The sequence below is a fragment of the Pseudomonas putida W15Oct28 genome, assembly GCF_000708715.2.
Classification (GTDB): Bacteria; Pseudomonadota; Gammaproteobacteria; order Pseudomonadales; family Pseudomonadaceae; genus Aquipseudomonas; species Aquipseudomonas putida_R.
Window position 1 is genome coordinate 1 of the sequence record NZ_JENB01000048.1, and the last position, 23,230, is coordinate 23,230.

The 23,230-nt window shown below is 60.9% G+C and carries 18 protein-coding genes and 3 pseudogenes; 6 read left to right on the plus strand and 15 right to left on the minus strand.

Annotated elements, in window-relative coordinates; translation table 11 throughout:
• The coding region (locus AK81_RS23745; RefSeq protein WP_043203114.1) for an ammonia channel protein at positions 1 to 563 on the plus strand (563 nt) is incomplete at its 5' end.
• A 126-nt stretch (positions 564 to 689) separates the two neighbouring features.
• Here AK81_RS23745 and AK81_RS23750 read toward each other — a convergent pair.
• Together AK81_RS23750 and AK81_RS23755 are read right to left on the minus strand one after the other, a co-directional pair.
• Entirely contained in the window at positions 690 to 2,102 is a 1,413-nt protein-coding gene (locus AK81_RS23750; protein ID WP_043203116.1) for a purine-cytosine permease family protein, read from the minus strand.
• Between the two features lie 412 nt (positions 2,103 to 2,514).
• Positions 2,515 to 2,967, minus strand: a complete 453-nt coding sequence (locus AK81_RS23755; protein WP_043203118.1) for an Lrp/AsnC family transcriptional regulator — start codon at positions 2,965 to 2,967, stop codon at positions 2,515 to 2,517.
• Positions 2,968 to 3,078: 111 nt separating this feature from the next.
• Here AK81_RS23755 and AK81_RS23760 point away from each other — a divergent pair, with 111 nt between their 5' ends.
• Together AK81_RS23760 and AK81_RS23765 are read left to right on the plus strand one after the other, a co-directional pair.
• Entirely contained in the window at positions 3,079 to 3,693 is a 615-nt protein-coding gene (locus tag AK81_RS23760) for a LysE family translocator (RefSeq protein WP_016499255.1), read from the plus strand.
• 66 nt (positions 3,694 to 3,759) lie between these two features.
• Positions 3,760 to 4,392 carry a LysE family translocator gene (locus AK81_RS23765; RefSeq protein WP_043203119.1) on the plus strand — a complete coding sequence of 211 codons (633 nt, stop codon included), beginning with the start codon at positions 3,760 to 3,762 and terminating at the stop codon, positions 4,390 to 4,392.
• Between the two features lie 132 nt (positions 4,393 to 4,524).
• Here the strand turns inward: AK81_RS23765 and AK81_RS23770 are convergent, their stop codons facing one another.
• From AK81_RS23770 to AK81_RS23810, 9 genes are all read right to left on the minus strand, one after another.
• Positions 4,525 to 5,088, minus strand: a complete 564-nt coding sequence (locus AK81_RS23770) for an NUDIX hydrolase (protein ID WP_043203120.1) — start codon at positions 5,086 to 5,088, stop codon at positions 4,525 to 4,527.
• Between the two features lie 2 nt (positions 5,089 to 5,090).
• On the minus strand, positions 5,091 to 5,843 hold the full coding sequence (locus tag AK81_RS23775) for a GntR family transcriptional regulator (RefSeq protein WP_016499259.1): 753 nt from the start codon (positions 5,841 to 5,843) through the stop codon (positions 5,091 to 5,093).
• Between the two features lie 88 nt (positions 5,844 to 5,931).
• On the minus strand, positions 5,932 to 6,321 hold the full coding sequence (locus AK81_RS23780) for a carboxymuconolactone decarboxylase family protein (protein ID WP_023047056.1): 390 nt from the start codon (positions 6,319 to 6,321) through the stop codon (positions 5,932 to 5,934).
• A gap of 196 nt (positions 6,322 to 6,517) precedes the next feature.
• The gene (locus AK81_RS23785; RefSeq protein WP_043203121.1) at positions 6,518 to 7,003 is read right to left on the minus strand and encodes a flavin reductase family protein; all 486 of its coding nucleotides are present in this window, start codon (positions 7,001 to 7,003) and stop codon (positions 6,518 to 6,520) included.
• Between the two features lie 12 nt (positions 7,004 to 7,015).
• Positions 7,016 to 8,497 carry an aldehyde dehydrogenase gene (locus tag AK81_RS23790; protein ID WP_043203122.1) on the minus strand — a complete coding sequence of 494 codons (1,482 nt, stop codon included), beginning with the start codon at positions 8,495 to 8,497 and terminating at the stop codon, positions 7,016 to 7,018.
• Entirely contained in the window at positions 8,494 to 9,327 is an 834-nt protein-coding gene (locus AK81_RS23795) for an alpha/beta fold hydrolase (protein ID WP_043203123.1), read from the minus strand. Before AK81_RS23795 ends, AK81_RS23790 begins: the two co-directional genes overlap by 4 nt.
• 68 nt (positions 9,328 to 9,395) lie before the next feature.
• Positions 9,396 to 9,992, minus strand: a complete 597-nt coding sequence (locus AK81_RS23800) for an amino acid synthesis family protein (protein WP_003256068.1) — start codon at positions 9,990 to 9,992, stop codon at positions 9,396 to 9,398.
• A gap of 231 nt (positions 9,993 to 10,223) precedes the next feature.
• On the minus strand, positions 10,224 to 11,264 hold the full coding sequence (locus AK81_RS23805; RefSeq protein ID WP_043203125.1) for an LLM class flavin-dependent oxidoreductase: 1,041 nt from the start codon (positions 11,262 to 11,264) through the stop codon (positions 10,224 to 10,226).
• 75 nt (positions 11,265 to 11,339) lie between these two features.
• Positions 11,340 to 11,825 (minus strand): flavin reductase family protein, encoded by a 486-nt coding sequence (locus AK81_RS23810; RefSeq protein ID WP_043203128.1) that lies wholly within the window; start codon positions 11,823 to 11,825, stop codon positions 11,340 to 11,342.
• Between the two features lie 318 nt (positions 11,826 to 12,143).
• Between AK81_RS23810 and AK81_RS23815 the strand changes: the two genes are divergently transcribed.
• Positions 12,144 to 13,550, plus strand: coding sequence for a purine-cytosine permease family protein (locus tag AK81_RS23815; protein ID WP_043203131.1), 1,407 nt, complete (start codon positions 12,144 to 12,146; stop codon positions 13,548 to 13,550).
• A 151-nt stretch (positions 13,551 to 13,701) separates the two neighbouring features.
• Here the strand turns inward: AK81_RS23815 and AK81_RS30890 are convergent, their stop codons facing one another.
• From AK81_RS30890 to AK81_RS23825, 3 genes and pseudogenes are all read right to left on the minus strand, one after another.
• Positions 13,702 to 14,565, minus strand: coding sequence for a methyl-accepting chemotaxis protein (locus tag AK81_RS30890; protein WP_430298496.1), 864 nt, complete (start codon positions 14,563 to 14,565; stop codon positions 13,702 to 13,704).
• Positions 14,557 to 15,327: pseudogene (locus tag AK81_RS30895) on the minus strand (MCP four helix bundle domain-containing protein); the annotation flags it as partial. The pseudogene AK81_RS30895 and the gene AK81_RS30890, both read right to left, overlap by 9 nt.
• 228 nt (positions 15,328 to 15,555) lie before the next feature.
• Positions 15,556 to 15,801: pseudogene (locus tag AK81_RS23825) on the minus strand (NAD(P)/FAD-dependent oxidoreductase); the annotation flags it as partial.
• A 345-nt stretch (positions 15,802 to 16,146) separates the two neighbouring features.
• Between AK81_RS23825 and AK81_RS23830 the strand changes: the two are divergent.
• Both AK81_RS23830 and AK81_RS23835 read left to right on the plus strand, forming a co-directional pair.
• On the plus strand, positions 16,147 to 17,526 hold the full coding sequence (locus tag AK81_RS23830) for an NAD(P)-binding domain-containing protein (RefSeq protein WP_043203135.1): 1,380 nt from the start codon (positions 16,147 to 16,149) through the stop codon (positions 17,524 to 17,526).
• Positions 17,522 to 17,845, plus strand: a pseudogene (locus AK81_RS23835) (RrF2 family transcriptional regulator); the annotation flags it as partial. The gene AK81_RS23830 and the pseudogene AK81_RS23835, both read left to right, overlap by 5 nt.
• 150 nt (positions 17,846 to 17,995) lie before the next feature.
• Here AK81_RS23835 and AK81_RS23840 read toward each other — a convergent pair.
• On the minus strand, positions 17,996 to 23,182 hold the full coding sequence (locus AK81_RS23840; RefSeq protein ID WP_043203138.1) for an RHS repeat domain-containing protein: 5,187 nt from the start codon (positions 23,180 to 23,182) through the stop codon (positions 17,996 to 17,998).
• Positions 23,183 to 23,230 lie beyond the last annotated feature (48 nt).

Genomic DNA, 23,230 nt, shown 5'->3' on the forward strand with positions numbered 1-23,230 from the left:
GGTCGGGGCTGGCGGCCAACGAGGGGGCCGGGGTGGTGATGCTGGCGACCATGGTGGCGGCCTGCGCCGGGATTGTCGGTTGGTTGCTGACCGAGAAGGTGATGCATGGCCGGCCGACTGCCTTGGGTGCTGCGTCGGGGGCATTGGCCGGGTTGGTGGGCATCACGCCAGCTTGCGCGTTCGTCGGGCCGCTGGGTGCGCTGGTGATCGGTGTGCTGACCGGGGCCATCTGCTTCTTTGCCGTGACCCGGCTCAAGCAGGCGCTGGGGTATGACGACAGCCTCGATGTGTTCGGGCTGCATGGCGTTGGCGGGATGGTCGGGGCGGTGCTGACCGGGGTGTTCGCAGCGCCATCGCTGGGGGGCTATGTCGAGGGCGTATCGCCCATCGGGCAGGCACTGGTGCAGCTCAAGGGGGTGGCGTTCACCTTCGTGTATTGCTTCGTGGTGAGCTGGGCGATTCTCGGGGCGATCAAGCTGACTGTCGGGCTGCGGGCCAGCCGGGAGGAAGAAGAGCAGGGGCTGGACCTGGCGGCGCATAATGAGCGGGCGTACAACCTCTGATTGATCTGTCGCCTGTGCCGGCCTCTTCGCGGGCAAGCCCGCTCCCACAGGAATGCCACAGGGTTTGAAATCCGTGGTGTCTCTGTGGGAGCGGGCGTGCCCGCGAAGAGGCCGGTACAGGTCGAATCAGTGCCCCATGGCCAACTTGGCACTCATCTGCCGACGACGGTAGGCACTGTCACGGCTGGCCAGCCACCAGTACAGCGGCGAAGTAACCGCCAGCCCCACCAGCCACGAAAGGTCAGCCCCGTTGATGTGCTCGGAAATCGGCCCGACATACAGCGGCGTGTTCATGAACGGGATCTGCACCACGATACCTACCGCATAGGCGATCAGCGCCTGTGGGTTGTAACGCCCGTAGATACCGCCATCGACCTGGAAGATCGACTGGATGTCGTAGTCACCTTTGTGGATGACATAGAAGTCGATCAGGTTGATTGCCGTCCACGGCACCAGCACCACCAGCAGCACCAGCACCATGTCGACGAAGTGGCCGATGAAGTCTGCCGAGGCGAACACTGCCACCACGCAGCAGGCCGACAGCACGATCAGCGACAGCACCGCACGGCTCTTGGCAGTAGGAATCCAGCGATAAGCGAAGGTTTGCACCAGGGTGATGATCGACAGCACCGCGCCATACAGGTTGAGGGCGTTGTGGCTGATGACGCTGAGCAGGAACAGCACCAGCATGATCGGGCCCAGGGTGCCGGTGGCCAGCTTGACCGCATCCATGGTGTCCATGCCGGCCGGGATCGCCAGCACCGCCACGGCGCCGAAGATGAACGACAGGCTCGAACCCAGGGCAGAGCCCAGGTAGGTGGTCCAGAACGTCGAGCTGACTTTCACATCCGCTGGCAGGTAGCGCGAGTAGTCCGACACATAGGGCGCAAAGGCGATCTGCCACAGCGCCGCCAGCGACACGGTGGCCAGCCAGCCGGCCAGGTTGAAGCTGCCACGGGTCAGGAAGTCGTCGCTTTGCACGTGGGTGAAGATGTAGCCGAAGCCGACCACGATGCCGATGCCCAGCACCCAGGTGCCGATACGGTTGAGCACGTGGATGAAGCGGTAACCGATGATGCCGATGATGCCCGACCCCAGCGCACCGATGACGATGCCCACCGGTACTGGCACGGTGTCTACCACGCCATGCAGCGACTTGCCGGCGAGCACGATGTTGGAAGCGAAGAAGCCGATGTACATGACGCCGGCGATCACCACCACCAGCAGTGCGCCGAGTGTGCCGAACTGGGCGCGGCTCTGGATCATCTGCGGGATGCCCATTTGCGGGCCCTGGGCCGAGTGCAGCGCCATCAGTACCCCACCGACCAGATGGCCGACCAGGATGGCGACGATGCCCCATATCAGGTTCAGGTGAAACAGCTGCACGCCCAGCGCGCCGGTGACGATGGGCAGCGGCGCGATGTTGCCGCCGAACCACAGTGTGAACAGATCCCTTACCTTTCCATGGCGGTCTTGCGGGGGCACGTAGCCGATTGTGTGTTTTTCTATCAGGGGTGCCGAATTGGCTGCACTGGTCATGACTGACTCCAAGGCAAGGTAGGGCATCGGGAGCTGCCCGGGGGCGTGCCGGCGATGGGCGACGCGTTCTTGTTGGAGGGATGATGCGGGGCGCGGGGATAACGAGAAATTAGTAAATATGTACCCATAAACCTTAAAAAACCTAAGGCTGACAAAAGCTTAAGAGGGGGACGGTAGCAAGGAGGGTGCCAGTTGGCGGGAGGGCTTGGGATAGAGGGGTTCAGCCCAGTGTCGGTAGAAAACGGTGGCCTTTGATGGTGCGTCGTGCGCATTTTCAGGGCAGCTGAATGGTTGCCTGTACTGGCCCTTTCGCGGGCTTGCCCGCTCCCACAGGTATGGCGCAGCTTTCAGTACTTGTGATCAACCTGTGGGAGCGGGCGAGCCCGCGAAAGGGCCAGTACCGGCAATAGAGCTACATCGGCAACAACCGGTCCTGAATCACTTCCTTCATCACCAGGGTCGAGCTCAGGCGCTTCACATTGGGAATGCTGGTCAGTTTCTCGTCGTACAGCTTCTGAAACGCCGGCAGGTCTTTGGCCACCACATGCAGCAGATAGTCCGGGTCACCGAACAACCGCTGCGCTTCGACAATCTGTGGGATCTCCGAAAGTGCCGCTTCAAAATCCGCCACCGGCTGGCGGGTGACCTCGCGCAGGGTCACGAACACCAACGCGGCAAAGTTCAGCCCCAGGGCGCTTGGCGCCAGGCGGGCGTGATAGCCGAGTATTACCCCGGACTCCTCCAGTGCCTTCAAACGCCGGTGGCAGGGCGACAGGCTTAGCCCCACGCGGTCGGCCAGCTCGGTCACCGACAGCCGACCGTCTTTTTGCAGCTCGGCAAGTATTTTTCTATCCGTCCTGTCCATTGAGGAGAATCTTCCAGTAATTGAGCGATTACAGGGAATATACGAAAGAAAATCCCCGAGCGGAATCCGTAATCTTTCGACATCCCAATGCAGTAGATAAGGAAGATTCAAGTGGCTATCAGTGTGCTGACGGCGTTTTGGGCCGTGTCGATGCTGTTCGTGATTACCCCGGGCGCAGACTGGGCTTACGCCATTTCGGCAGGCATGCGCGGGCGCTGGGTGATGCCAGCGGTGGCGGGGATGTTGTCAGGGCATTTCCTGGCGACACTGGTGGTGGCTGCAGGTGTAGGCAGCCTGTTGGCGGGCCACCCGCTGGCGCTGACCCTGCTGACCTTGGCCGGGTGCAGCTACCTGCTGTGGTTGGGCGGCAACCTGTTGCTGAGCCCGGCATTGCCCGAGGCCGGGCAGGGCGGTGAGGGGGAGTCGGGTTCGCGTTGGGCGTTGAAAGGGTTTTGCGTCAGCGGCCTGAACCCGAAGGTGTTCCTGCTGTTCCTGGCCTTGCTGCCGCAGTTCACCGACCCGCAGTCGAGCTGGCCGGTGCCGTTGCAGATCCTGCTGCTGGGCCTGGTGCACCTGTGCAGCTCGCTGGTGATCTATTCGCTGGTCGGCTATGGCGCCAAAGCCGTACTGAGCACCCGGCCGGGGGCGGCGAAGCTGGTCGGGCGGGTATCGGGGGTGGCGATGATTACAGTGGCCCTGGGCTTGATTGCCGGGCAGATCAACTGATTTCACTCGTGACAAATGGCTTCAGATACACTCGCCGCAAACCCACGCACAACCAGGATGTGCCCCATGCCTGAAACCACCCAACTGCTCACCTTCGCCCTGATCTGCCTCGGCATGGTGCTGACCCCGGGGCCGAACATGATCTACCTGATCTCCCGTTCGATCTGCCAGGGCCGCAAGGCCGGGTTGATTTCCCTGGGTGGTGTGGCCCTGGGCTTTGTCATCTACATGTTCTGCGCGGCGTTGGGCATCACGGCGCTGGTAATGGCAGTTCCCTTTGCCTACGACGCGCTGCGTATCGGTGGCGCGCTGTACCTGTTGTACCTGGCCTGGCAGGCGCTGCGGCCCGGTGGCCGTTCACCCTTCCAGGTCCGTGACCTGCCCGCCGACAGCCCGCGGCGGCTGTTCACCATGGGGTTTGCCACCAGCCTGCTCAACCCCAAGATCGCCGTCATGTACCTGTCGCTGATGCCGCAGTTCATCGAACCGGGCCATGGCAGCGTGCTGCTGCAGTCGCTGGTGCTGGGTTCGACACAGATCGCCATCAGCGTCACGGTCAACGCGATGATTGCGGTCATGGCGGGGTCCATCGCCGTGTTCCTGGCGGGCAGGCCGCTGTGGCAACAGGTGCAGCGTTGGTTGATGGGTACGGTGCTGGCAGGGCTGGCGCTGCGCATGCTGGCAGAAGGGCGGCGTTGATCGCTCATCGCGACGCGAGCATTCAGTGGCCGTACTTTCCCGAGCATCTGGCGCCCCTGTTTTGCCGAATAAGGCTTGGCCAGGAAGGTAAACCCCGGGTGCCCACCTTCGGCATTGGCCTGGAGGCCTGTGCTAGCGAATGAAGTGCACCTTGCCGGTGTCGTCATTGCCCATGTAGATGCCATACACCCCGGCCTGCCGCTCGAGGATGTAGCGCTCGAGAATCTGCCGGATCGCCGGGTAGTAGATCTCGTCCCACGGAATCTCGTCGGGTTCGAAGAACTTGTACGCCAGGGTCTCCGCCCCGTACTGCCCGGTTTCTTCGGTGACGCTGGCGCGGAAGATGATGTACACCTCACTGATTATCGGCACGCTGAAGATGGAGTAGGGCGAGACGATGTCGGCGCGCACGCCGCTTTCTTCCCAGACCTCGCGCAGCGCCGCCTGCTCGGTGGTTTCGCCAGCCTCCATGAACCCGGCCGGCAAGGTCCAGGTGCCGGGGCGCGGCGGGATGGCGCGCTGGCACAACAGGTACTTGCCATCGCGCTCGATGATGCAGCCGGCGATGATCTTCGGGTTGATGTAATGGATGTAGCCGCAGCCGGTGCAGTGCAGGCGTTCGTGGGTGTCGCCTGTGGGAACGCCCCGGGCCAGTTCCGTGGTGCAGTGCGGGCAATAGCGCGGGGCGGTAGGCATGATCAGCGACCTATGCGGGGTTCCTTGAGGGCCAGGGGCTCGACGATGTCGCGCACCTTGGGGTTGTCATCCTGCTTCTGACGCAGGTAGTCCAGGGCCACCTTGGCGGCAGCGCGGACGTGGTCGACCGAGGCCTGATGGGCCACCAGCGGGTCGCCACCCTTGATCGCTTCGACGATCTTTTCCATTTCGCGGTTGCTGGCGCCACGGCGGTTTTCCTGCGACACCGAGGTGGCGCGCAGGTAGCTGATGCGCGCCTGCAACTGGCGCAGCTGCTGGGCGGCCACCTGGTTGCCCGAGCCTTCCAGCAGCACATCGTAGAAACCTTGTACCGAATCCAGCACCTGTTGCAGCTCGCCCTCTTCGAGGGCCTCGCGGTTGACCTCCAGTGCGCGTTCCAGGGCGCGGATGTCCTTGGCCTTGGCGTTGAGGGTGAACAGCTGCACGATCAGGCCTTCGAGCACGCACCGCAGCTCGTAGATGTCGCGGGCGTCTTCCAGGGTGATGATGGCCACGCGTGGGCCCTTGGCGTCGGCAAATTCCACCAGGCCTTCGGACTCCAGGTGGCGCAGGGCTTCGCGCACCGAGGTACGGCTGACCCCGAGGCGGTCGCAGAGGTCGCGCTCGACCAGGCGGTCGCCCGGGAGCAGGTGGAAGTTCATGATCGCAGCGCGCAGCTTGTCTAGCACGATTTCGCGCAGGGTAACGGGGTTGCGGTTGACCTTGAAGCTGTCGTCGAGTGGCTGGCGTTTCATCAGGTGCGCTCTTTAAGAGGCTGTTGCGCCAACATCGCGGAACGCCCCGAACCGAGGCTTTCCATGCAGTGGTTCGAACAGCCCGTTGTTATCGGGTTGACTCCGCATCGGCTTCGGCAAACGCTTCACGGGCCAGGCGGAAACTGTCCACCGCCGCGGGTACGCCGCAATAAATACCGACCTGGAGCAGAATTTCGCGAATCTGTTCACGGCTCAGGCCATTGCGCAATGCACCGCGAATGTGCAGCTTGAGCTCGTGGGGCCTGTTGAGCGCGGAAATCATGGCCAAGTTTATCATGCTGCGCTCTTTGAGCGACAAGCCTTCGCGGCCCCAGACGTGGCCCCAGCAGTATTCGGTGACCAGTTCCTGCAACGGTTTGGTGAACTCGTCGGCGTTCTGGATCGAGCGGTTGACGTAGTCCTCGCCCAACACCTGGGTGCGGATGGCCAGGCCTTTGTCGTACTTCTCGTTACTCATGTGCCGTACTCCGGAAGAAAAAAGGGGCCGCAACCGAGGGTGAGACGATAGCGCAGCCCCTGAAAACAGGGTGATCGGTGTTGGCTTCTTCGCGGGCTTGCCCGCTCCCACAGGGATCGCACAGATGCTGAAACCTGTGCAGTACCTGTGGGAGCGGGCAAGCCCGCGAAGAAGCCACCGCCGATTTCAAGATCTGTCAGCCAAGTGGGGGCAGGGCGCCCAGCTTGCCTTTGTGGTACACCATCGGCGTCACCGGCTCGGCCGGCAGCACCAGGTTCTTCACCGCGCCGACGATGATCGCGTGGTCACCGCCGTCATACTCGCGCCACAGTTCGCATTCGATGATCGCTGTCGCCTTGGCCAGCAGCGGGTTGCCCAGCTCGCTCAAGTGCCACTCGACGCCCTTGGCTTTGTCCTTGCCCTTGCCGGCGAAGGCATAGGCCTCGGCGGTCTGCCCGGCGGACAGCAGGTGAATCGCGAACTGCTTGCTGTCCCGCAGGATCGGGTAGGTGTCAGAGGCGTAGTTGGGGCAGAACAGTACCAGCGCCGGGTCGATCGACAGCGCGCTGAAGGCGCTGGCGGTGATGCCGACGATGCCGCCGTCGGCGTCCAGGGTGGTGACTACCGTGACGCCGGACGGGAAAGAGCCCATCACGTCTTTGTAGATGCCGGGTTCGATCATCTTGTGTTCCTCCTAGCGCATCACGAACGGGTCGGGCATCGGCGCGGTGGACAGGTTGATCCACACGGTCTTCAGCTCGGTATAGGCCAGCACCGAATCGATGCCGCTCTCACGGCCGTAGCCGCTGTTCTTGAAACCACCGATCGGCGCCATGGCCGACACGGCGCGGTAGGTGTTGACCCAGATGATCCCCGAGCGCACGTCGCGGGCCAGGCGATGGGCACGGCCCAGGTCGCGAGTCCAGATGCCGGCAGCCAGGCCGAACTGCGAGTCGTTGGCGATGGCCAGGGCTTGCTCTTCGGTCTTGAAGCGGATGACCGCAGCGACCGGGCCGAACACTTCTTCCTGCATGATGGTCATCGAGTTGCTGTCGCACTCGAACAGAGTCGGCTCGTAGAACCAGCCGTCACCCTCGACCTCGGCACGCTTGCCGCCCATGTGCAATTTGGCGCCTTCGGCTTTGGCGGCAGCCACCAGGCCTTCGACCACGGCCAGCTGCTGCGCGGTGGCCATCGGGCCCATTTCGCTGGCGTCGTCCTGCGGGTTGCCGATGCGGATGCGCTTGGCGCGGGCAACCAGGCGCTCGACGAATTCGTCGAAGATCTCGTCCTGCACCAGCAGGCGCGAGCCGGCCACGCAGCTTTGCCCGGAGGCGGCATAGATGCCGGCCACGGCGCCGTTGATGGCGCTGTCCAGGTCGGCGTCGGCGAAGATGATGTTCGGCGACTTGCCGCCCAGCTCCAGCGACAGCTTGGCGAAGTTCTCGGCACTGCTGCGCACCACATGGCGGGCCGTGGCGGCGCCGCCGGTGAAGGCGATCTTGCGCACCAGGGGGTGGCGGGTCAGCGCCGCGCCGGTGGTTGGACCATAGCCGGTGACCACGTTCACCACACCGGCCGGGAAGCCGGCTTCGAGGGCCAGGCGGGCCAGCTCGAGGATGGTCGCCGAGGCATGCTCGGAGGGCTTGAGCACGATGGTGTTGCCGGCGGCCAGGGCCGGGGCCAGCTTGATCGCGGTGAGGTACAGCGGGCTGTTCCACGGGATGATCCCGGCCACCACGCCGATTGGCTCGTGCACGGTGTAGGCGAACAGATCGGGCTTGTCCAGCGGCAGGGTGCCGCCTTCTATTTTGTCGGCCAGGCCTGCGGTGTAGTGGAAGAACTCTGGCAGGTAGCCGACCTGGCCGCGGGTTTCGCGGATCAGCTTGCCGTTGTCGCGGCTTTCCAGCTGGGCCAGGTGTTCCTTGTTTTCGGCAATCAGGTCACCCAGGCGGCGCAGCAGTTTGCCGCGCGCGGTGGCGGTGATGCTGCGCCATTCCTTGCTTTCGAAGGCACGCTGGGCGGCCTGCACGGCCAATTCGACGTCGGTTTCGTCAGCGTCGGGCAACTGCGCCCAGGCCTGGGCGGTGGCCGGGTTGAGGCTGTCGAAGGTCTTGCCGCTCTGGGCATCGCGCCATTGGCCGTCGATGCACATCTGGAAACGAACGAGGGTCATGCAACAATCCCCTTGGCGGATTCGGTGAGGGTGCGGGCTTGCGCGAGGAAGTCCAGCAGCATCTTGTTGACTTCACGGGGTGCTTCTACCGGCATCATATGCCGTTGCTCGGCGAGGACCACGCTGTGCGCACCCGGAATGCTGGCGGCAAGCTGGCGGGTCATGGCCGGGGTGGAGCCCGAGTCGAGTTCGCCGGTGGCGATCAGCGTCGGCACCTGGATGCTGCCCAGGTCGCTGGCGCGGTACATGTCCTGGGTGGCGAACAGCGAATACGTGGTGTGGTAGCCCTGCGGGTCGTTGCTCGCCAGTACCTGGCGAATGGCGGCGACCTGCGCGGGGTTGGCAGCCTTGTATTCACGGCTGAACCAGCGGTCGAGGGCAGCATCGACGTTGGCGTCGGGGCCCAGCTCCGCCGCCTGGGCAGCGCGGGCGATCACGCCGGCACTCTGCTCGGGGGTGCGGTTGAACACGCTGTTGAGCACGACCAGCGCAGCCAGGCGCTGCGGGTAGTTGAGCGCAAATGCACGGGCAACCAGGCCACCCATGGAGAAGCCGATCACGGTCGCTTGTTGAATTTGCAGGTGGTCGAGCAGTTCGGCGAGCTGGTCGGCGTAGCCTTCCAGCGGCGTGTCGGCAGCCGGTACGCGGCTTTGACCGTGGCCGAGCATGTCGTAGGCGATGACGCGGTAGTCAGTGGCCAGGCCAACGATCTGACCGCCCCACATTTCCTTGTTCAGGCCCACGCCGTGGATCAATACCACGGGTTGGCCCTGGCCTACGGACAGGTAGCTGGTGCCGGCAGGTGTACGTTCAGCGACAGGCTGAATCATGGAGGGCGCTCCTTGAAGGTCGGGCACGGCGGGTAAGCACGCCACGCCCCGGCCCGTCTTGATTGTTGTTATTGAGCGTTGGCTTTTTCGGCAGCCAGTTCTTCCAGGTCGATGTAGCGGTTGCCGATGCGCGGGTGCAGGCGGCCGCCGTCGGCAGCGCCCAGCACCACGACGATTTCATCGGCACGCGGGGCGTCTTCGATCTGCATTTCCAGGGTGATGTAGTGCGAACGCAGGCCTTCGTCGTCCTTCTGCATCATCGGGATCTGGATCGAGGTGCCAGGGCCGCCGCGCTTGTTGGTGAAGCTCAGGTAGCTCTTGGCCTGCACCGCTTCGCGGTAGTGGTTGCCAAAGCGCAGGGTGTGGATCACGGCAGAGGCGTGCTCGATTTCGCCATCAGCGCCGACCACTGCGGCTTTACCGTAGGCTTCGATCTTGTCGGCACCGCCGATGGCGGCGGTCAGGCGCTCGACCATCAGCGCACCCAGCTCGGAGCAGTTGGCGCGGATTTCCGGCTTCAGATCTTCAACAAAACCGCGACCGGCCCATGGGTTTTTGATCACCACGGCCAGGCCGACCATGGTCACCGGTTTGTCGGTGGCCTTGCCGCCTTCGATGCGGGTCTCTTCGGAGTAGGTGACGATCTTGCGGATTTCGAAACTCATGGGTGGCTCCTGGTGAGGGTTATCAGCTCTTGTTGTCTGATGGTATACCATAATATTTGTTGCGCAAGAGGGGGCTGGAAAAATCTCTTGCCGGGGGACGAAAGGCGTCTTGATCCCTTGATTTGCGCGGCGTCTGTACTGGCCGAAAAACTCAAAAAAATGCCCGCTCGCGAGGGCCACAAGGACCCCCGGGAGCGGGCTGATCCCGCAACTACTTCAGGCAAAGGGAATTCAGGCGAACGCCGGCACCACTTCGTTGATGAACAGCTCGAGCGACTTCTTCTTCTCGGCGTGGGGCAGGCTGTTGTCGCACCAGAAACTGAACTCGTCGACGCCCAGTTCCTGGTAGTACTTGATGCGCGCGATGATTTCTTCGGGTGTACCGATCATGGTGTTCTTGCGGATGTTCTCCAGCTGGAACGCCGGCACTTCGGCAAACTTCGACTCCGGGCTTGGCGCAAGGAAGCCATTGACCGGCACGGTCTTGTTGCCGAACCAGGCATCGAAGGTGCGGTAGAAACGCGAAATGGCCTGGGCGCCGACCTTCCAGCCTTCAGGTTCGGACGGGCTGTGCACGTGGGTGTGGCGCAGCACCATCAGTTGCGGGCGTGGCACATCCGGGTTGTTGTCCAGGGCCGCCTGGAACTTGTTGCGCAGGTCCAGCACTTCTTCATCACCCTTCATCAACGGGGTGACCATGACGTTGCAGCCGTTGGCCACGGCGAAGTTGTGCGAGTCCGGGTCGCGGGCGGCGATCCACATCGGCGGTTCGGCGTTGAAAGGCTTCGGTACGCTGGTGGAGGTGGGGAACTTGTACACCTCACCGTCGTGGGCGTAGTCGCCTTCCCACAGCTTGCGCACCACCGGCACCATTTCGCGCAGGGCCTTGCCGCCGTCGGTGGCGGGCATGCCATTGGCCATGCGATCGAACTCGAACTGGTAGGCGCCACGGGCCAGGCCCACTTCCATGCGGCCGTTGCTGATCACGTCGAGCAGGGCGCATTCGCCAGCCACGCGGATCGGGTTCCAGAACGGCGCGATGATGGTGCCAGCGCCCAGGCGAATCTTCTCGGTGCGCGCAGCGAGGTAGGCCAGCAGCGGCATCGGGCTTGGCGAGATGGTGTATTCCATGGCGTGATGTTCGCCGATCCACACGGTGCTGAAACCGCCGTGCTCGGCCATCAGGGTCAGTTCGGTCAGGTCTTCGAACAGCTGGCGATGGCTGACCTGTTCATCCCAACGTTCCATGTGTACGAACAACGAAAATTTCATGGGGCTTTCCTCAACGCTTGAAAGGGGCTGGCGCCTGGCAGGGTGGGCACCAGTGGTCACGATTCAGAATAGGTTTCAGGCAAAGGCCGGCAGGCTGGCCATCTTGCCGCGGCAGTACACCATCGGCCGTGGTGCTTCTTCGGGCACGATCAGGTTATGCACCTTGCCGACCATGATGGCGTGGTCGCCACCTTCATATTCACGCCACAGTTCGCATTCGATGACGGCGGTGGCACCGGCCAGGATCGGGTTGCCCAGTTCGCTCAGGGACCACTCGATGCCGCAGGCCTTGTCCTTGCCCTTCTTGGCGAACGCATAGGCTTCGGCTTGCTGTTCACCGGAGAGCAGGTGAATGGCAAAGCGCTTTTGCTTGATCAGCACAGGGTAGGAGTCGGAGGTGTAGTTGGGGCAGAACAGCACCAGCGGCGGGTCCATCGACAGGGAGGAGAAAGCGCTGGCGGTCAGGCCGACAACCGAGCCGTCATCGTCCAGGGTGGTGATGACGGTAACGCCGGACGGGAAGGAGCCCAGGACGTTCTTGTAGACGGTTGCGTCGATCATCGGGAGTACCTCTAAAGGGCTGCGGTGGTCCGCGGTTTTTATCGTTGATGTGTCTGATGGTATACCGTAATACCTATTTTGCAAGCGGAATTTTCAAGCAGGGTTATTGCGCGATGAACGGCTCAAGGCCACGTAAACCGTGGCTTTGAGTGGTGAGGCGGTTTGTCGCAGGGGTTTCCCAAGCAGATCAGTGGACGCTTTTTCGTGCGGATCAGTGTTGTCAAAAGTTTGGAATACCATAATATGGTCCGCAGCTGAGAGGCCGCCCTGGATGCGGTTTCCTTACAACGATAAAAACGACCTTTCGAGCTGAATCCTATGTCCCAACCGTCATCGCAACACCAGTTTGTCGAGAATCACACGGTCGATTACGTTCCACCTGCCGAGCGCCACGGGAAGGCGCGCGACCTGTTCACCCTCTGGTTCAGTACCAACATTGCGCCACTGCCTATCGTTACCGGCGCCATGGTGGTCCAGGTGTTCCACCTGAACCTGTTGTGGGGGCTGATCGCTATCGTGCTGGGCCATCTGGTCGGGGGCGTGGTCATCGCCCTGGCTTCTGCGCAGGGACCGCAGCTGGGCATTCCACAGATGGTGCAAAGCCGTGGCCAGTTCGGCCGCTACGGTGCCTTGCTGATCGTGTTCTTCACCGCATTGATCTATGTCGGCTTCTTTATTTCCAACATCGTCCTCGCGGGCAAGACCATTCATGGCATTGCCCCGAGCATGCCGATGCCGGGCGCGATCGTGATCGGTGCCCTGAGCGCCACGGCCATTGGCGTGATCGGCTACCGCTTCATCCATGTGCTGAACCGCATCGGTACCTGGGTGATGGGCTCTGCGCTGCTGGCGGGCTTCATCATGATGTTCGCCCAGGAACTGCCGGCCGACTTCTTCAGCCGTGGTGCATTCAACTTGTCGGGCTTTATCGCCACGGTGTCGCTGGGCACCATCTGGCAGATCAGCTTCTCGCCGTACACGTCCGACTATTCGCGTTACCTGCCGCGTGAAGTGGGCATTGCCAAGCCGTTCTGGGCCACTTACTTCGGCGCCACCCTGGGCACCATCCTGTGCTTCAGCTTCGGTGCCGTGGCGGTGCTGTGCGTGCCGGAAGGTACCGATGCCATGGACGCAGTGAAGCAGGCCACCGGCTGGCTGGGCCCGATCCTGATGGTGCTGTTCCTGCTCAACATCATCAGCCACAACGCCCTCAACCTGTATGGCGCGGTGCTGTCGATCGTCACCGCGATCCAGACCTTCATCGCCGAATGGACGCCGAGCATCAAGGTGCGGGTGATTCTGGCCGCGGTAATTCTGGTGGGCTGCGGCATGGTGGCACTGAACGCCTCGGCGGACTTCATCGGCCACTTCATCGGCCTGATCCTGGCGCTGCTGCTGGTGCTGGTGCCGTGGGCTTCGATCAACCTGATCGATTTCTATCTGATCAAGAAGGGCCAGTACGACATCGCTTCGATCTTCAGTGCTGACGGCGGCATCTATGGCCGCTTCAACCACCACGCGATCATTGCCTATGCCTGCGGCATCCTGGTGCAGTTGCCGTTTGCCAACACGTCGTTGTATGTGGGGCCGTATTCGAACATTGTCGAAGGGGCGGACTTGTCGTGGGTGTTCGGGTTGATCGTGACGGTGCCGCTGTATTATTGCCTGGCGACCCGGGGCAAGGCTGCCGAGAAGGCGGGGCGGGTTGTGAGTGTTAACGACTGATATATGAATTTTGCTGTAAATGGGGCTGCTTTGCAGCCCTTCGCGGGCTTGCCCGCTCCCACAGGTTTTGTGTTGCTCTTGAGGCAAGCCACATTCCTGTGGGAGCGGGCAAGCCCGCGAAGGGCCGCAACGCGGCCCCGGCTATCTCAGATCAAACCTTGAACTGCGCCACCATGCCGTTCAAATCCACCGCCAACCGCGACAGGTCCTGCGCCGCCGCACTGGTCTGGTTAGCCCCCGCCGAGGTCTGCATCGCCAGATCACGAATGTTCACCAAATTGCGATCCACCTCCCGCGCCACCTGCGCCTGCTCCTCCGAAGCACTGGCAATCACCAGGTTGCGCTGGTTGATCGAGGCAATCGCCTCGGCAATCACCTCCAACGCCTGACCGGCACCTTGCGCCACCTCCAACGTGCCGGTGGCACGCCCCTGGCTGCTGTGCATCGCGGTCACGGCCCGCTCGGTACCGTTCTGGATGCCGGCAATCATCTGCTCGATCTCCGCAGTCGACTGCTGGGTGCGGTGGGCGAGGGCACGAACTTCGTCGGCCACCACGGCGAAGCCACGGCCCGCCTCGCCGGCGCGAGCAGCCTCAATGGCGGCGTTCAATGCCAGCAGGTTGGTCTGCCCGGCAATTGCGCCAATCACATCCAGCACGCGGCTGATCTCATTGGCATTGTTGGCCAGCTGTTCGATCTCGGCTGAAGTGCCGGTCACGTCGGCGACCAGGTGCTGGATCGACGCCAGCGCCTGGTTGACCTGGTCGCGGCCGTCACGGGTGGTGCGGTCGGCGCCTTTGGAGGCGTCAGCGGTACTCACGGCATTGTTGGCCACTTCTTCCACGGCGGCGGTCATCTGGTTGACTGCGGTGGCTGCCTGGTCAATTTCGGCGCTCTGCTGATGCAGGCCGCGGCTGGTGTCTTCGGTGACGGTGTGCAGCTCTTCGGAGGCCGAGGCCAGTTGGTCGGACGAGGCGGCGATCTTGCGCAAGGTGTCGCGCAGGCTCTCTTGCATGCGGCCCAAGGCGCGCAGCAGCTGGGCCGGCTCGTCGCGGCCGGTGACCAGGATGTTCTGGGTCAGGTCGCCGGTGGCCACGCGCTCGGCCACGGCCACGGCAGCGGCCAGGGGCACGACGATGCTGCGGGTGAGCAGTGTGGCGATGGCGGCCAGTACCAGCATGATGACCAGCAATGAACCGATGATGGCGGTCAACGCCTGGTCAGCGACGTCGCTGCTGCGTTGCGAGGCCTCTTCGGCGCCCTTGCCGTTGTAGGCGATCAGCGCGGCCATGGCTTTCATCATGTTGTCGGCATGCTCGGAAAGCGGGCCGTTGATCTGCAGTTTGGCCTGGTCGAGGCGCCCGCCAGCAATGTCGCTGATGACCTGCGCCTGAAGGCTGACGTATTGCTCGTGGGCGGTATTGAAGCGGTTGAACAGGGCGCGGTCATCGGCGGCGATGATGGTGTTGTCGTAGGCCTTCAGGCCATCCTTGAGTTGCGCATTGATGCTTTTGAGCATGTCGAGACTGCGCGCACGCTCCAGGTCGGTTTCTTCCAGCGCTGCGCGCAGGGTGACCGCCCGCGCTCGGCCGAGGTTGCTGCTGATTTCACTGAGGGCTACCACGGCCGGCATCCAGGTGACACGGATTTCATCCGTGGCCTCGTCCATTTGCCGGGTTTCATAAAGGGCTATCAAGCCCATGGCCAGTACCAATACGCCCAACAGGGCGAATACGCTGGCTGCGCGAATGCCGATCTTCATATTCCGTAACTGCATGGAATGCTCCTTGACGGTGGCGTGCAGGCGTCAAGAGCATGGACGGAAGGCCGGCTCACCAGGGGGGTGCCAGCTCTCGATGCGCTGCGGATTTAGTGTGTGTGCCTTACCCTCGTACGTTTTTATTTAAATGATGTCACATAGCCATCATTATTGACCAGTCATTCAATGTAACGACGTGTGCTGACAAATCCGTCGTTTACTGACGGATTTGCCCGCAATCAGGTGTCACACGATCGGGATCAACGGGTCGGCAGCGGCCAGTGCCAGCGCACGGTCAGCGGCGGGCGGGTAGATCCATACCGAGTTGATCTGGCGTTTCAGCGCCTTGCCCTCCTGGCCGTGCAGCTTCAGCTCCCGTTCCCAGCCCTCGCTGTAGGCCGCGCCCCAGTCGCCCAGGTCGAGGCAGGTGACATATTTGGGCTGCCGGTAGATAACAGGTTCGACGCCGAGCAGGTCGGCTGCCGCATTGTCCTTGATATCCCCACCCCCATCCGTTATAGATAAAAAGGAAACCATAAAGAAAAGAGGCCATTTCAGCCCCCATGCACGAGATCACACGTATCTTCCGCCCCTCAGGCCCCCATATCGCGCCCTGCGCAGATGGATACGGGCCGACCTCAATGACGCCTTCTCCGCTTTCGAGCCTGTTCCACGTGTTGTCGATCCCGCCGGTCAAGCTTCTGCTGACCCAGATGCGCAAACGCCCCGTCCCTCCACCTGCACCGTAGCGCCTGAATTCCACCACCCCCGGTCTTTTACCGTTCGGGGTTGGGGAGCCTTTGCATTTTTTCAGCGTTCAACTGTTCAGGAATCACTATGACTCTTCGTGTCGCTATCATCGGTGCCGGCCCGTCCGGCCTTGCGCAACTGCGTGCCTTCCAATCCGCCCATGCCCAGGGCGCACCCATGCCCGAGATCGTATGCTTCGAAAAGCAGGCCGACTGGGGCGGTATGTGGAACTACACCTGGCGCACCGGCCTCGACCAGCATGGCGAACCAGTGCACGGCAGCATGTACCGCTACCTGTGGTCCAACGGCCCCAAGGAATGCCTGGAGTTCGCCGACTACAGCTTCGATGAGCACTTTGGCCGGCCGATTTCCTCGTACCCGCCACGCGAAGTGCTGTGGGACTACATCCAAGGCCGCGTGAAGAAGGCCGGGGTGCGCGACTACATCCGCTTCAATACCGCAGTCAAAAACGTCAGCTTCGATGAAAGCACCCGCGAGTTCACCGTGAGCGCCCACGACTACAGCGCGGGGCTTGGTATCGAGCAGGTGTTCGATTACGTGGTGGTGGCCAGCGGGCACTTCTCTACCCCGCACGTGCCGGAGTTTGAAGGCTTCGAGCGGTTCACCGGGCGTATCCTGCACGCCCACGACTTTCGCGAAGCGATGGAATTCAACGGCCAGGACCTGCTCATTGTCGGCAGCAGCTACTCGGCCGAAGACATCGGCTCGCAGTGCTACAAGTACGGCGCGCGCTCGATCACCACGGCCTACCGCACCCAGCCGATGGGCTACAAATGGCCCAAGGGCTGGGAAGAGCGCCCGCAGTTGGTCCGCGTCGAGAACGACCTGGCGTTCTTCGCCGATGGCTCGAACAAGCGTGTGGATGCGATCATCCTGTGCACGGGCTACCAGCATCACTTCCCGTTCCTGCCCGATGAACTCACCCTCAAGACCAACAACCGCCTGTGGCCAGCCGGGCTGTACCAAGGCGTGGTGTGGGAGCAAAACCCGCAGTTGCTGTACCTGGGCATGCAGGACCTCTGGTACAGCTTCAACCTGTTCGACGCCCAGGCATGGTTTGCACGCGACTACATGCTGGGGCGCATCAAGCTGCCGGCCAAGGCGGCCATGCAGGCCGACAGCGCGCGCTGGCGCAAGGATGAGGAGCAGCTGGCAACCACAGCTTCGATGTATGAATTCCAGGGCCGATACATCAAGCACCTGATCGAGCAGACCGATTACCCGCGCTTCGATATCGATGCGGTGAACCGCATCTTCCTGCAATGGAAGAGCGACAAGAAGCACGACATCATGGGTTACCGTGACAAATCGTACCGCTCAGTGATCACCGGCACCAAAGCCGTGCCTCACCATACCCGCTGGCTGCAGGCGATGGACGACTCGCTGCAGGAGTACCTGCGCGAAACGGACGGCAAGCAAGGTGAGGTGAAAGTGCTGCGTGGGTAGCCGCCTGGCGCGGCCGTCGGACGAAATCACCGTGTTGGACATCGTCAATGCCATCGACGGGCCCAAGGCTATTTTCGACTGCCGCGAGATTCGTGAGCGTTGCACGCTGTTCGAAGGTTCGCCGCCCGGTTGGGCGACTGAAGGCACCTGCGCGATTCATGCGATGATGCTGGGGGCGCAGAAGCGCATGGAAGAGGCGCTGGCGCAGCAGACCATCCTCGACCTGGCGCGGCGCTTCGGGCGCAAGGCACCGGCGGCGTTTGGGCAGCGGGTGAATGAGTGGATGGGTGAGCGGCGGATCCCGGCGAGCCGGGTGTAATGAGGAGATATGGCCCTTCGCCGCCAAGCCGTCTGCAACGAGTCCTCCACAGTTGCCGAGGGTGGAGGGGTACAGGACAACCCAAGAGGTTGGATTTCCGATCCAATCTCTTGGGCCCTGATCGGCATGTGCCCATGTGTCTGTCCTGTATCAGGGGGCAGTAGGATTGAAAGTTCTCATGGAGTAGTTGATACCCACGTCAGAGCCGTAATACATATGGTCGCCAACCATGTCGCGTTGTTTGCTGAGAAGGAAGTGATTTTGGGGTTTCTTGAAGTGATTTCTAAAGTAAGTTGTAAAGTCTTTTAGGCCAGAATTTTTGAACTGGTTGAAGAGTGATTTGTTGTCGGCTGATGAGATAAACAATCTTCCCATAGATGCTTTGACAGGTTTTCCTGTCAGGTTGCTGAATGTCTGCGCAAATGACTCGCCGTTTGGAGAGTGTGGGGACGCGTAGCCTAGGTGGCAGGACAACAGGCGGATATTCTGGTAACGTTTAGTAGAAAGTTCCTGCCACTCTGCGTCGCTTATATTTGCCCAGGTTTTGCCAGTGATTTTTTTCAGTTCGTCGGGTGCCGCACGCATCCGCGCTTTCAAGTTACTGCCTAGCAGGGCATGAAATTTTTTAGGGCTGGTCCTGACGGGCTTGTGTTTCCCGGGTCGCCCCTCAATGGGCTCATACCGAACGATGTGAACAATGCCCTCGTCGTCGGCGTAACCGTGTGCATTAATATTTAAGCGAAGGGCTGGGCGTGTGGGTTGAGGGGCTTGTCCAGCAGACAATCCGAGGTGTTTACCCTGAGTGAATTTTCTTAGCTCTTTTGCATAAGCCTGCCCGGCTCTCTTTAGCTTCGGATAGGTCGTGGATTGATAGGTTTCAAATGCATTTTGGATCGATGTATTGACATTTTTTACCTCCAGTGCTGCTGTCGTGTGAAGGCTTTTTAGCCTGGCTTCTTGCGTGTCTAGCTGTTTGCCCAGTCTTTCTATGATCTTCTTCCACTGCCTGACTGCGGATTCAGTGCTCTCGCTGGGGGCCGACGCCACGGCCTCGCTGATGAGTTTACTGATTTTTTTGTTGAAAACAGCGTCGCTGTATTTGTAATCGAAATCGAGTAGGTGGGAGGCGAAGTCATCGACCGTATCGGCTGTGAGGCTTTTAAGGGCGACTGTTTCAACCTTTTCTCCATTTATTATCGTTGTGCCGGACAAGATTGATTGCAGTTCACGTGAGGCGGAGAGGCAGGTTCTGTATTCATGGTCAATGTCAGTGTTGAAGCTTTTTTTCAGGCGCGCTGACTCGTCTCGAAGCCTAATAAGCTCCGACTGTGCTGTCTTGGCATTTGTCAATGCTGTTAAATATTTTTCCGTCGTCGGGGACTTAAAGCCGGCGGTGCGTGCTGCAGCAATCGTTGCTTCTTCAGTCGTGGCAAATACGCTCATCAGCTCGGCATTGTGCGTGATCGTGGACTTGACGTTGACCCAATCATCAAAGATACCGATGCCCGGAATGAGGTTAGGATCCTTTGACAGGATGTGCATGTTCTTCATGCTACCGCCAAGGTCGTATCCATCGATATCAACCACCGCGCTCAGGGCTTTTGTGGATTTACTATTGTTCACTAAGTATCGGGATCGCCTCGAGGCTTTGAATAGCGATGACAGCCCATGTAACTTGACGGCATTTCGCAATGTACGTATGGCCTTCACACCGCGTTGCGCAGTTTTCAGGAGCAGCTTGCCTACTTTCGCCAGGCCTTTTCCAGAGGCATCGAATAAGCTTAACGCCAAGGAAGACCAGCCCAACTTTTCGGCCAACGCGGGGTTACGCTGGCGCAAGGCGAGCTCTGCCGCACCCAAGGCGGATGCGGCAACGGCAATAATCAGTAAGACAACGCCCAGCAGCCCTCCGGTTACGAAGGAGCCGACAACCGCGAGCGCGGTGGCTGCAGCCCACAACGCCCACTCCCACCAGGCGGCAGCTTCATGGTGGGGAGGTGTCGTATCTCGTATCATGTCGTCCAGTGAGGCGAGGCGGTCATTGCCTTCCCTGCGGTTGATCATGATGTGCCCACTGGGGTCGTGCCAGTTGACTGGGTCGCGGCCAGCGCAGTAGGCGCGGTCATTCAGCCCCCCTTCGCCAAAGGGGCTGAGGGCATCACTTTGGTAAAACGCCTGGTGCCGCGGTTCATACACCCGGTAACCATTGCCCAGGTGATAGCAACCGGTGACGGGATCGACCCGCTGCCCGTTGTAACCCACACCACTCTTCATCTGGTTCAGGCGTGCCAGTGGCGCTTCCCCCCAGGGTGTGAAACCGATGGATTGACTGTTCCAGTTGCCCTGGGCATCCCATGCATACTCTTCCGCTGCCGTGTTCTGAGGGTCTGGCATGACGAAATAGGTCTGTACTATTTCTGCATCCTTGTACATCTCATAACATTGCACCACGAGACCTGTTTCGTCATCTAGTACACGGCGGCGCAGGGGCTTACCCTGCTTATCCAGCCATTGCTCCCCACACAGCTGGTCGTCGTTGTATTGGAGAATGCAGCGTTGTTTGCGCGTTTCATCCCATTGCGCAGCCAGCCGCCCCTGCTCATCGTACTCATAGTGGGTGATACATCTATCGTCTTTGCTGACGCGGAGCAATTGGCCGTCGTGGGTATAGGCGAGGGCCTGCCCTGAGGCGTTGGTGGTCAGGCTGCCATTGAGGTCGCTGGTATGCGAAAGGGCCTTGCGCTTACCCGCCCGGGCCACGCTACAGGTACTGCGCAGCGTCGGTTGATTGGCATCATAAGTGTACGTGCGGGTTTCAATTTCATCGTCAGTGAATGTTGTAGTACAGGTCAGGATGTTGCCTAGAGCGTCGTAGCCATAACACTGCGATTTGATCGTTCTCGCAGCCGCATCTTCTATCCCGAAACCCTCGATCGCATCAACGTCCCACTGGCTGAGTTCATTGCGTAGCGGGAAGTAGGTGAATGTCTCGACCCGGGTGGCTGTTTCATCGCCGTTGCGGTACCAGGTTTTGCTTAGCAGTTGACCTGTCGGTGACCAGCACTGCACGTAGCGGCTCTTTATTACGCCGTCCAGGCGGTAGGTTCGTTCGGTTTCCCGGGCAAACCCGTCGTATGCCATTGACACTGTCAGCTTTCGACCGCTATGCAGATCCAGCACGGCCAATTGGTCGACCTCGCCTTGCGCACCATAGCGATATCGGTATTCCATCCGACCGCGTCGAATGCGGCTGCGCCGATTCTGGCCGTCCCGCCACGTGCGGGCTCTCGTCCCATTGGTGTGTTGCACCTGGCCGACGTTGCCACGCAATGAATGCTGCGCAAGGCGTTGCATCTGGGCGCCCCGCACAATCCTTGTCGATTGTGACGTTCCGAGGAGTTGAGGGGCTGTGCTGTCACTGTGGATAGCACTCTGGCGCGCATCCGCTGTTGCTGGACGTTCAGTGTGCAGGGCTTGAGTGACCTCATTGTAGGAGAACGAGGCAACCAGTGTTTTGGGAACCCTTACACCACTGTCAGCCGTCTCGGTGTACCAGAGTTGTACGGCACCATCCTCACTGGGCTCGCTCCAAAGCCGCACGCCGTCTGGTCGCTGCTGCGTCCTTGGGCTGAAGGTGTGCTCCACGCGCGAAGCACTACTGCCAACCTTACGGGTGGTGATCTCGTCACCTCGGTTGCCACTGCCTAGCAGGGTCTGCTCCCCGAGCACTTGTTCGGCGCCTTTTTCAGGTGTCAGGGTGACTTTGACGGGGACTACGCAGAGACCTTGATAGTTCCACTTGACCACGGTCTTATCCGGCGTAGTGATCTGGGTTCGGCGTCCGAGTTCGTCATATACGCATTCCCATTCGCGCTCCACGTTTTGCGCTCCGGCGACCAGGCTTTCCTTCACGCGTACGCGCTGCCCTTGTGTATCGATATGCTCCTCGATGGAGAGCGCTGGGGTACCGAATTTATTCTCCTGTGCGTCCCAGTGCTTGTGCGATTGGGTGAGTGTGACCTTGCCATCCCGATGATTGCGCTGAGTTTTCTGCACACTGCGGAGTGGGCCTTGTAGCAATGTGCCTGACACGCTTTCAGTGGTCAGTGATTCCCCCGTGGCCGCATGTTGCGCATGCGAGTGGGTTTCCTCCTCCCAGAACCAATCCCGCAGATTTTCCGACAAGGTCGCGCCCTCGTTCACCAGGCGCAATCCTCCAGGGAGATAGTCGTAGACGCACTGATGCTGACGTTCACCGTCGGCCCCGTAAGCGACTTCCTCGAGGCATACATAGTTGCTGGGCGAGTGATCATCACCCGCCACCCGCTGCATTTCGCGCCGCACTGGACGTTGTAGACCATCCAGAAGCGTGCGCCCACAGCGCCCGTCCGGGCCGACCGTACGGACCCAGGTGCCATTCCCTGTTTCCAGCCAGTGCGTTTCATGGATGTTTACCGCGATGCCTGCATGGGCGCTTGTGGCGAAGCCTTCTTCCTCCCAAACTTGCGTGGTACTGCCCAGTAGACGGTCCCGGGCATCGTATGTGTGGTAGACCATGAGCGCGGGATTGCCCAGGTCATCTTGCTGTGTCTCGCGCAGCACACGACCACTGCGGGCTGAGCGCACTTGATTGGACAAGGTGGCGATAGGCGTGAACAAGTTTCGTTGCATGGGCGTCGTGCTTATCGACGTCAACGTTCCGGCCGTGCTGTTAACCTGGGTCGTTTCCGTGATGGAGCGGGTCTGCCGCGCTGTGTCGTTCTTGTGCCACTGCGTTGAGGTGGTTACCTTCTCGAGGCCATCCCTGGCAGTGGTCAGTTGTTGCAAGGCAACGGTAATTCCTTGGCGCCCCGTTGCTTGTGTGACGGTCCAGGGTGTGGTGGTTGTATCAACGGCTACACCCTCTAGGTTCAGTACGGTATCGGGTATCAAAACGCCTGCGTTATCGATTGTTGCATTAGCGTAACCGTACAACGTCAACGTGGTAGTCGACCGCGTGCCATCCGGGAAAGTCAAGTACTCACATTGCGCCATGAGGGGTGGCGTGCTTTTATCTGGCAGGCTTTCGCACTTGAGTGTCAGGGCGTCCACGAGGGAAGTTGCTTCTACGTTCTCAAGTGTAAACCCGCTCAGCAACTGCGTCACATCAGGTACTTTGTCGCTTCGGTCTGGTGTCCCGGTGCTGGCGTCAGCGGGGTAGTAGCAAAATTCGAGGGTCAGACCGTCGCTGGTGAAGGTCTTCGTCACTAGCCCAGTCGCCTGATCATAAGTGAACTGTGTGTTTTCTGTAGAAGCGGATGACGTCGGTGTAACGTTCTCGGTGGCGGTAGTGCTCATGTTTGGGGCTCCTGTGCAGCGGGCTGCTCAGCGCGGGCGAAGCGTAAT

Bases quoted from the DNA above. Each gene is read 5' to 3' on its own strand.
- AK81_RS23765 (WP_043203119.1), top strand. From the start codon at position 3,760: ATGCCTGAAACCACCCAACTGCTCACCTTCGCCCTGATCTGCCTCGGC.
- AK81_RS23815 (WP_043203131.1), top strand. From the start codon at position 12,144: ATGTCCCAACCGTCATCGCAACACCAGTTTGTCGAGAATCACACGGTC.
- AK81_RS23785 (WP_043203121.1), bottom strand. From the start codon at position 7,003: ATGATCGAACCCGGCATCTACAAAGACGTGATGGGCTCTTTCCCGTCC.
- AK81_RS23780 (WP_023047056.1), bottom strand. From the start codon at position 6,321: ATGAGTAACGAGAAGTACGACAAAGGCCTGGCCATCCGCACCCAGGTG.
- AK81_RS23800 (WP_003256068.1), bottom strand. From the start codon at position 9,992: ATGAGTTTCGAAATCCGCAAGATCGTCACCTACTCCGAAGAGACCCGC.
- AK81_RS23810 (WP_043203128.1), bottom strand. From the start codon at position 11,825: ATGATCGACGCAACCGTCTACAAGAACGTCCTGGGCTCCTTCCCGTCC.
- AK81_RS23755 (WP_043203118.1), bottom strand. From the start codon at position 2,967: ATGGACAGGACGGATAGAAAAATACTTGCCGAGCTGCAAAAAGACGGT.
- AK81_RS23830 (WP_043203135.1), top strand. From the start codon at position 16,147: ATGACTCTTCGTGTCGCTATCATCGGTGCCGGCCCGTCCGGCCTTGCG.
- AK81_RS23840 (WP_043203138.1), bottom strand. From the start codon at position 23,182: ATGAGCACTACCGCCACCGAGAACGTTACACCGACGTCATCCGCTTCT.
- AK81_RS23775 (WP_016499259.1), bottom strand. From the start codon at position 5,843: ATGAAACGCCAGCCACTCGACGACAGCTTCAAGGTCAACCGCAACCCC.
- AK81_RS30890 (WP_430298496.1), bottom strand. From the start codon at position 14,565: ATGCAAGAGAGCCTGCGCGACACCTTGCGCAAGATCGCCGCCTCGTCC.
- AK81_RS23805 (WP_043203125.1), bottom strand. From the start codon at position 11,264: ATGAAATTTTCGTTGTTCGTACACATGGAACGTTGGGATGAACAGGTC.
- AK81_RS23795 (WP_043203123.1), bottom strand. From the start codon at position 9,327: ATGATTCAGCCTGTCGCTGAACGTACACCTGCCGGCACCAGCTACCTG.
- AK81_RS23770 (WP_043203120.1), bottom strand. From the start codon at position 5,088: ATGCCTACCGCCCCGCGCTATTGCCCGCACTGCACCACGGAACTGGCC.
- AK81_RS23750 (WP_043203116.1), bottom strand. From the start codon at position 2,102: ATGACCAGTGCAGCCAATTCGGCACCCCTGATAGAAAAACACACAATC.
- AK81_RS23790 (WP_043203122.1), bottom strand. From the start codon at position 8,497: ATGACCCTCGTTCGTTTCCAGATGTGCATCGACGGCCAATGGCGCGAT.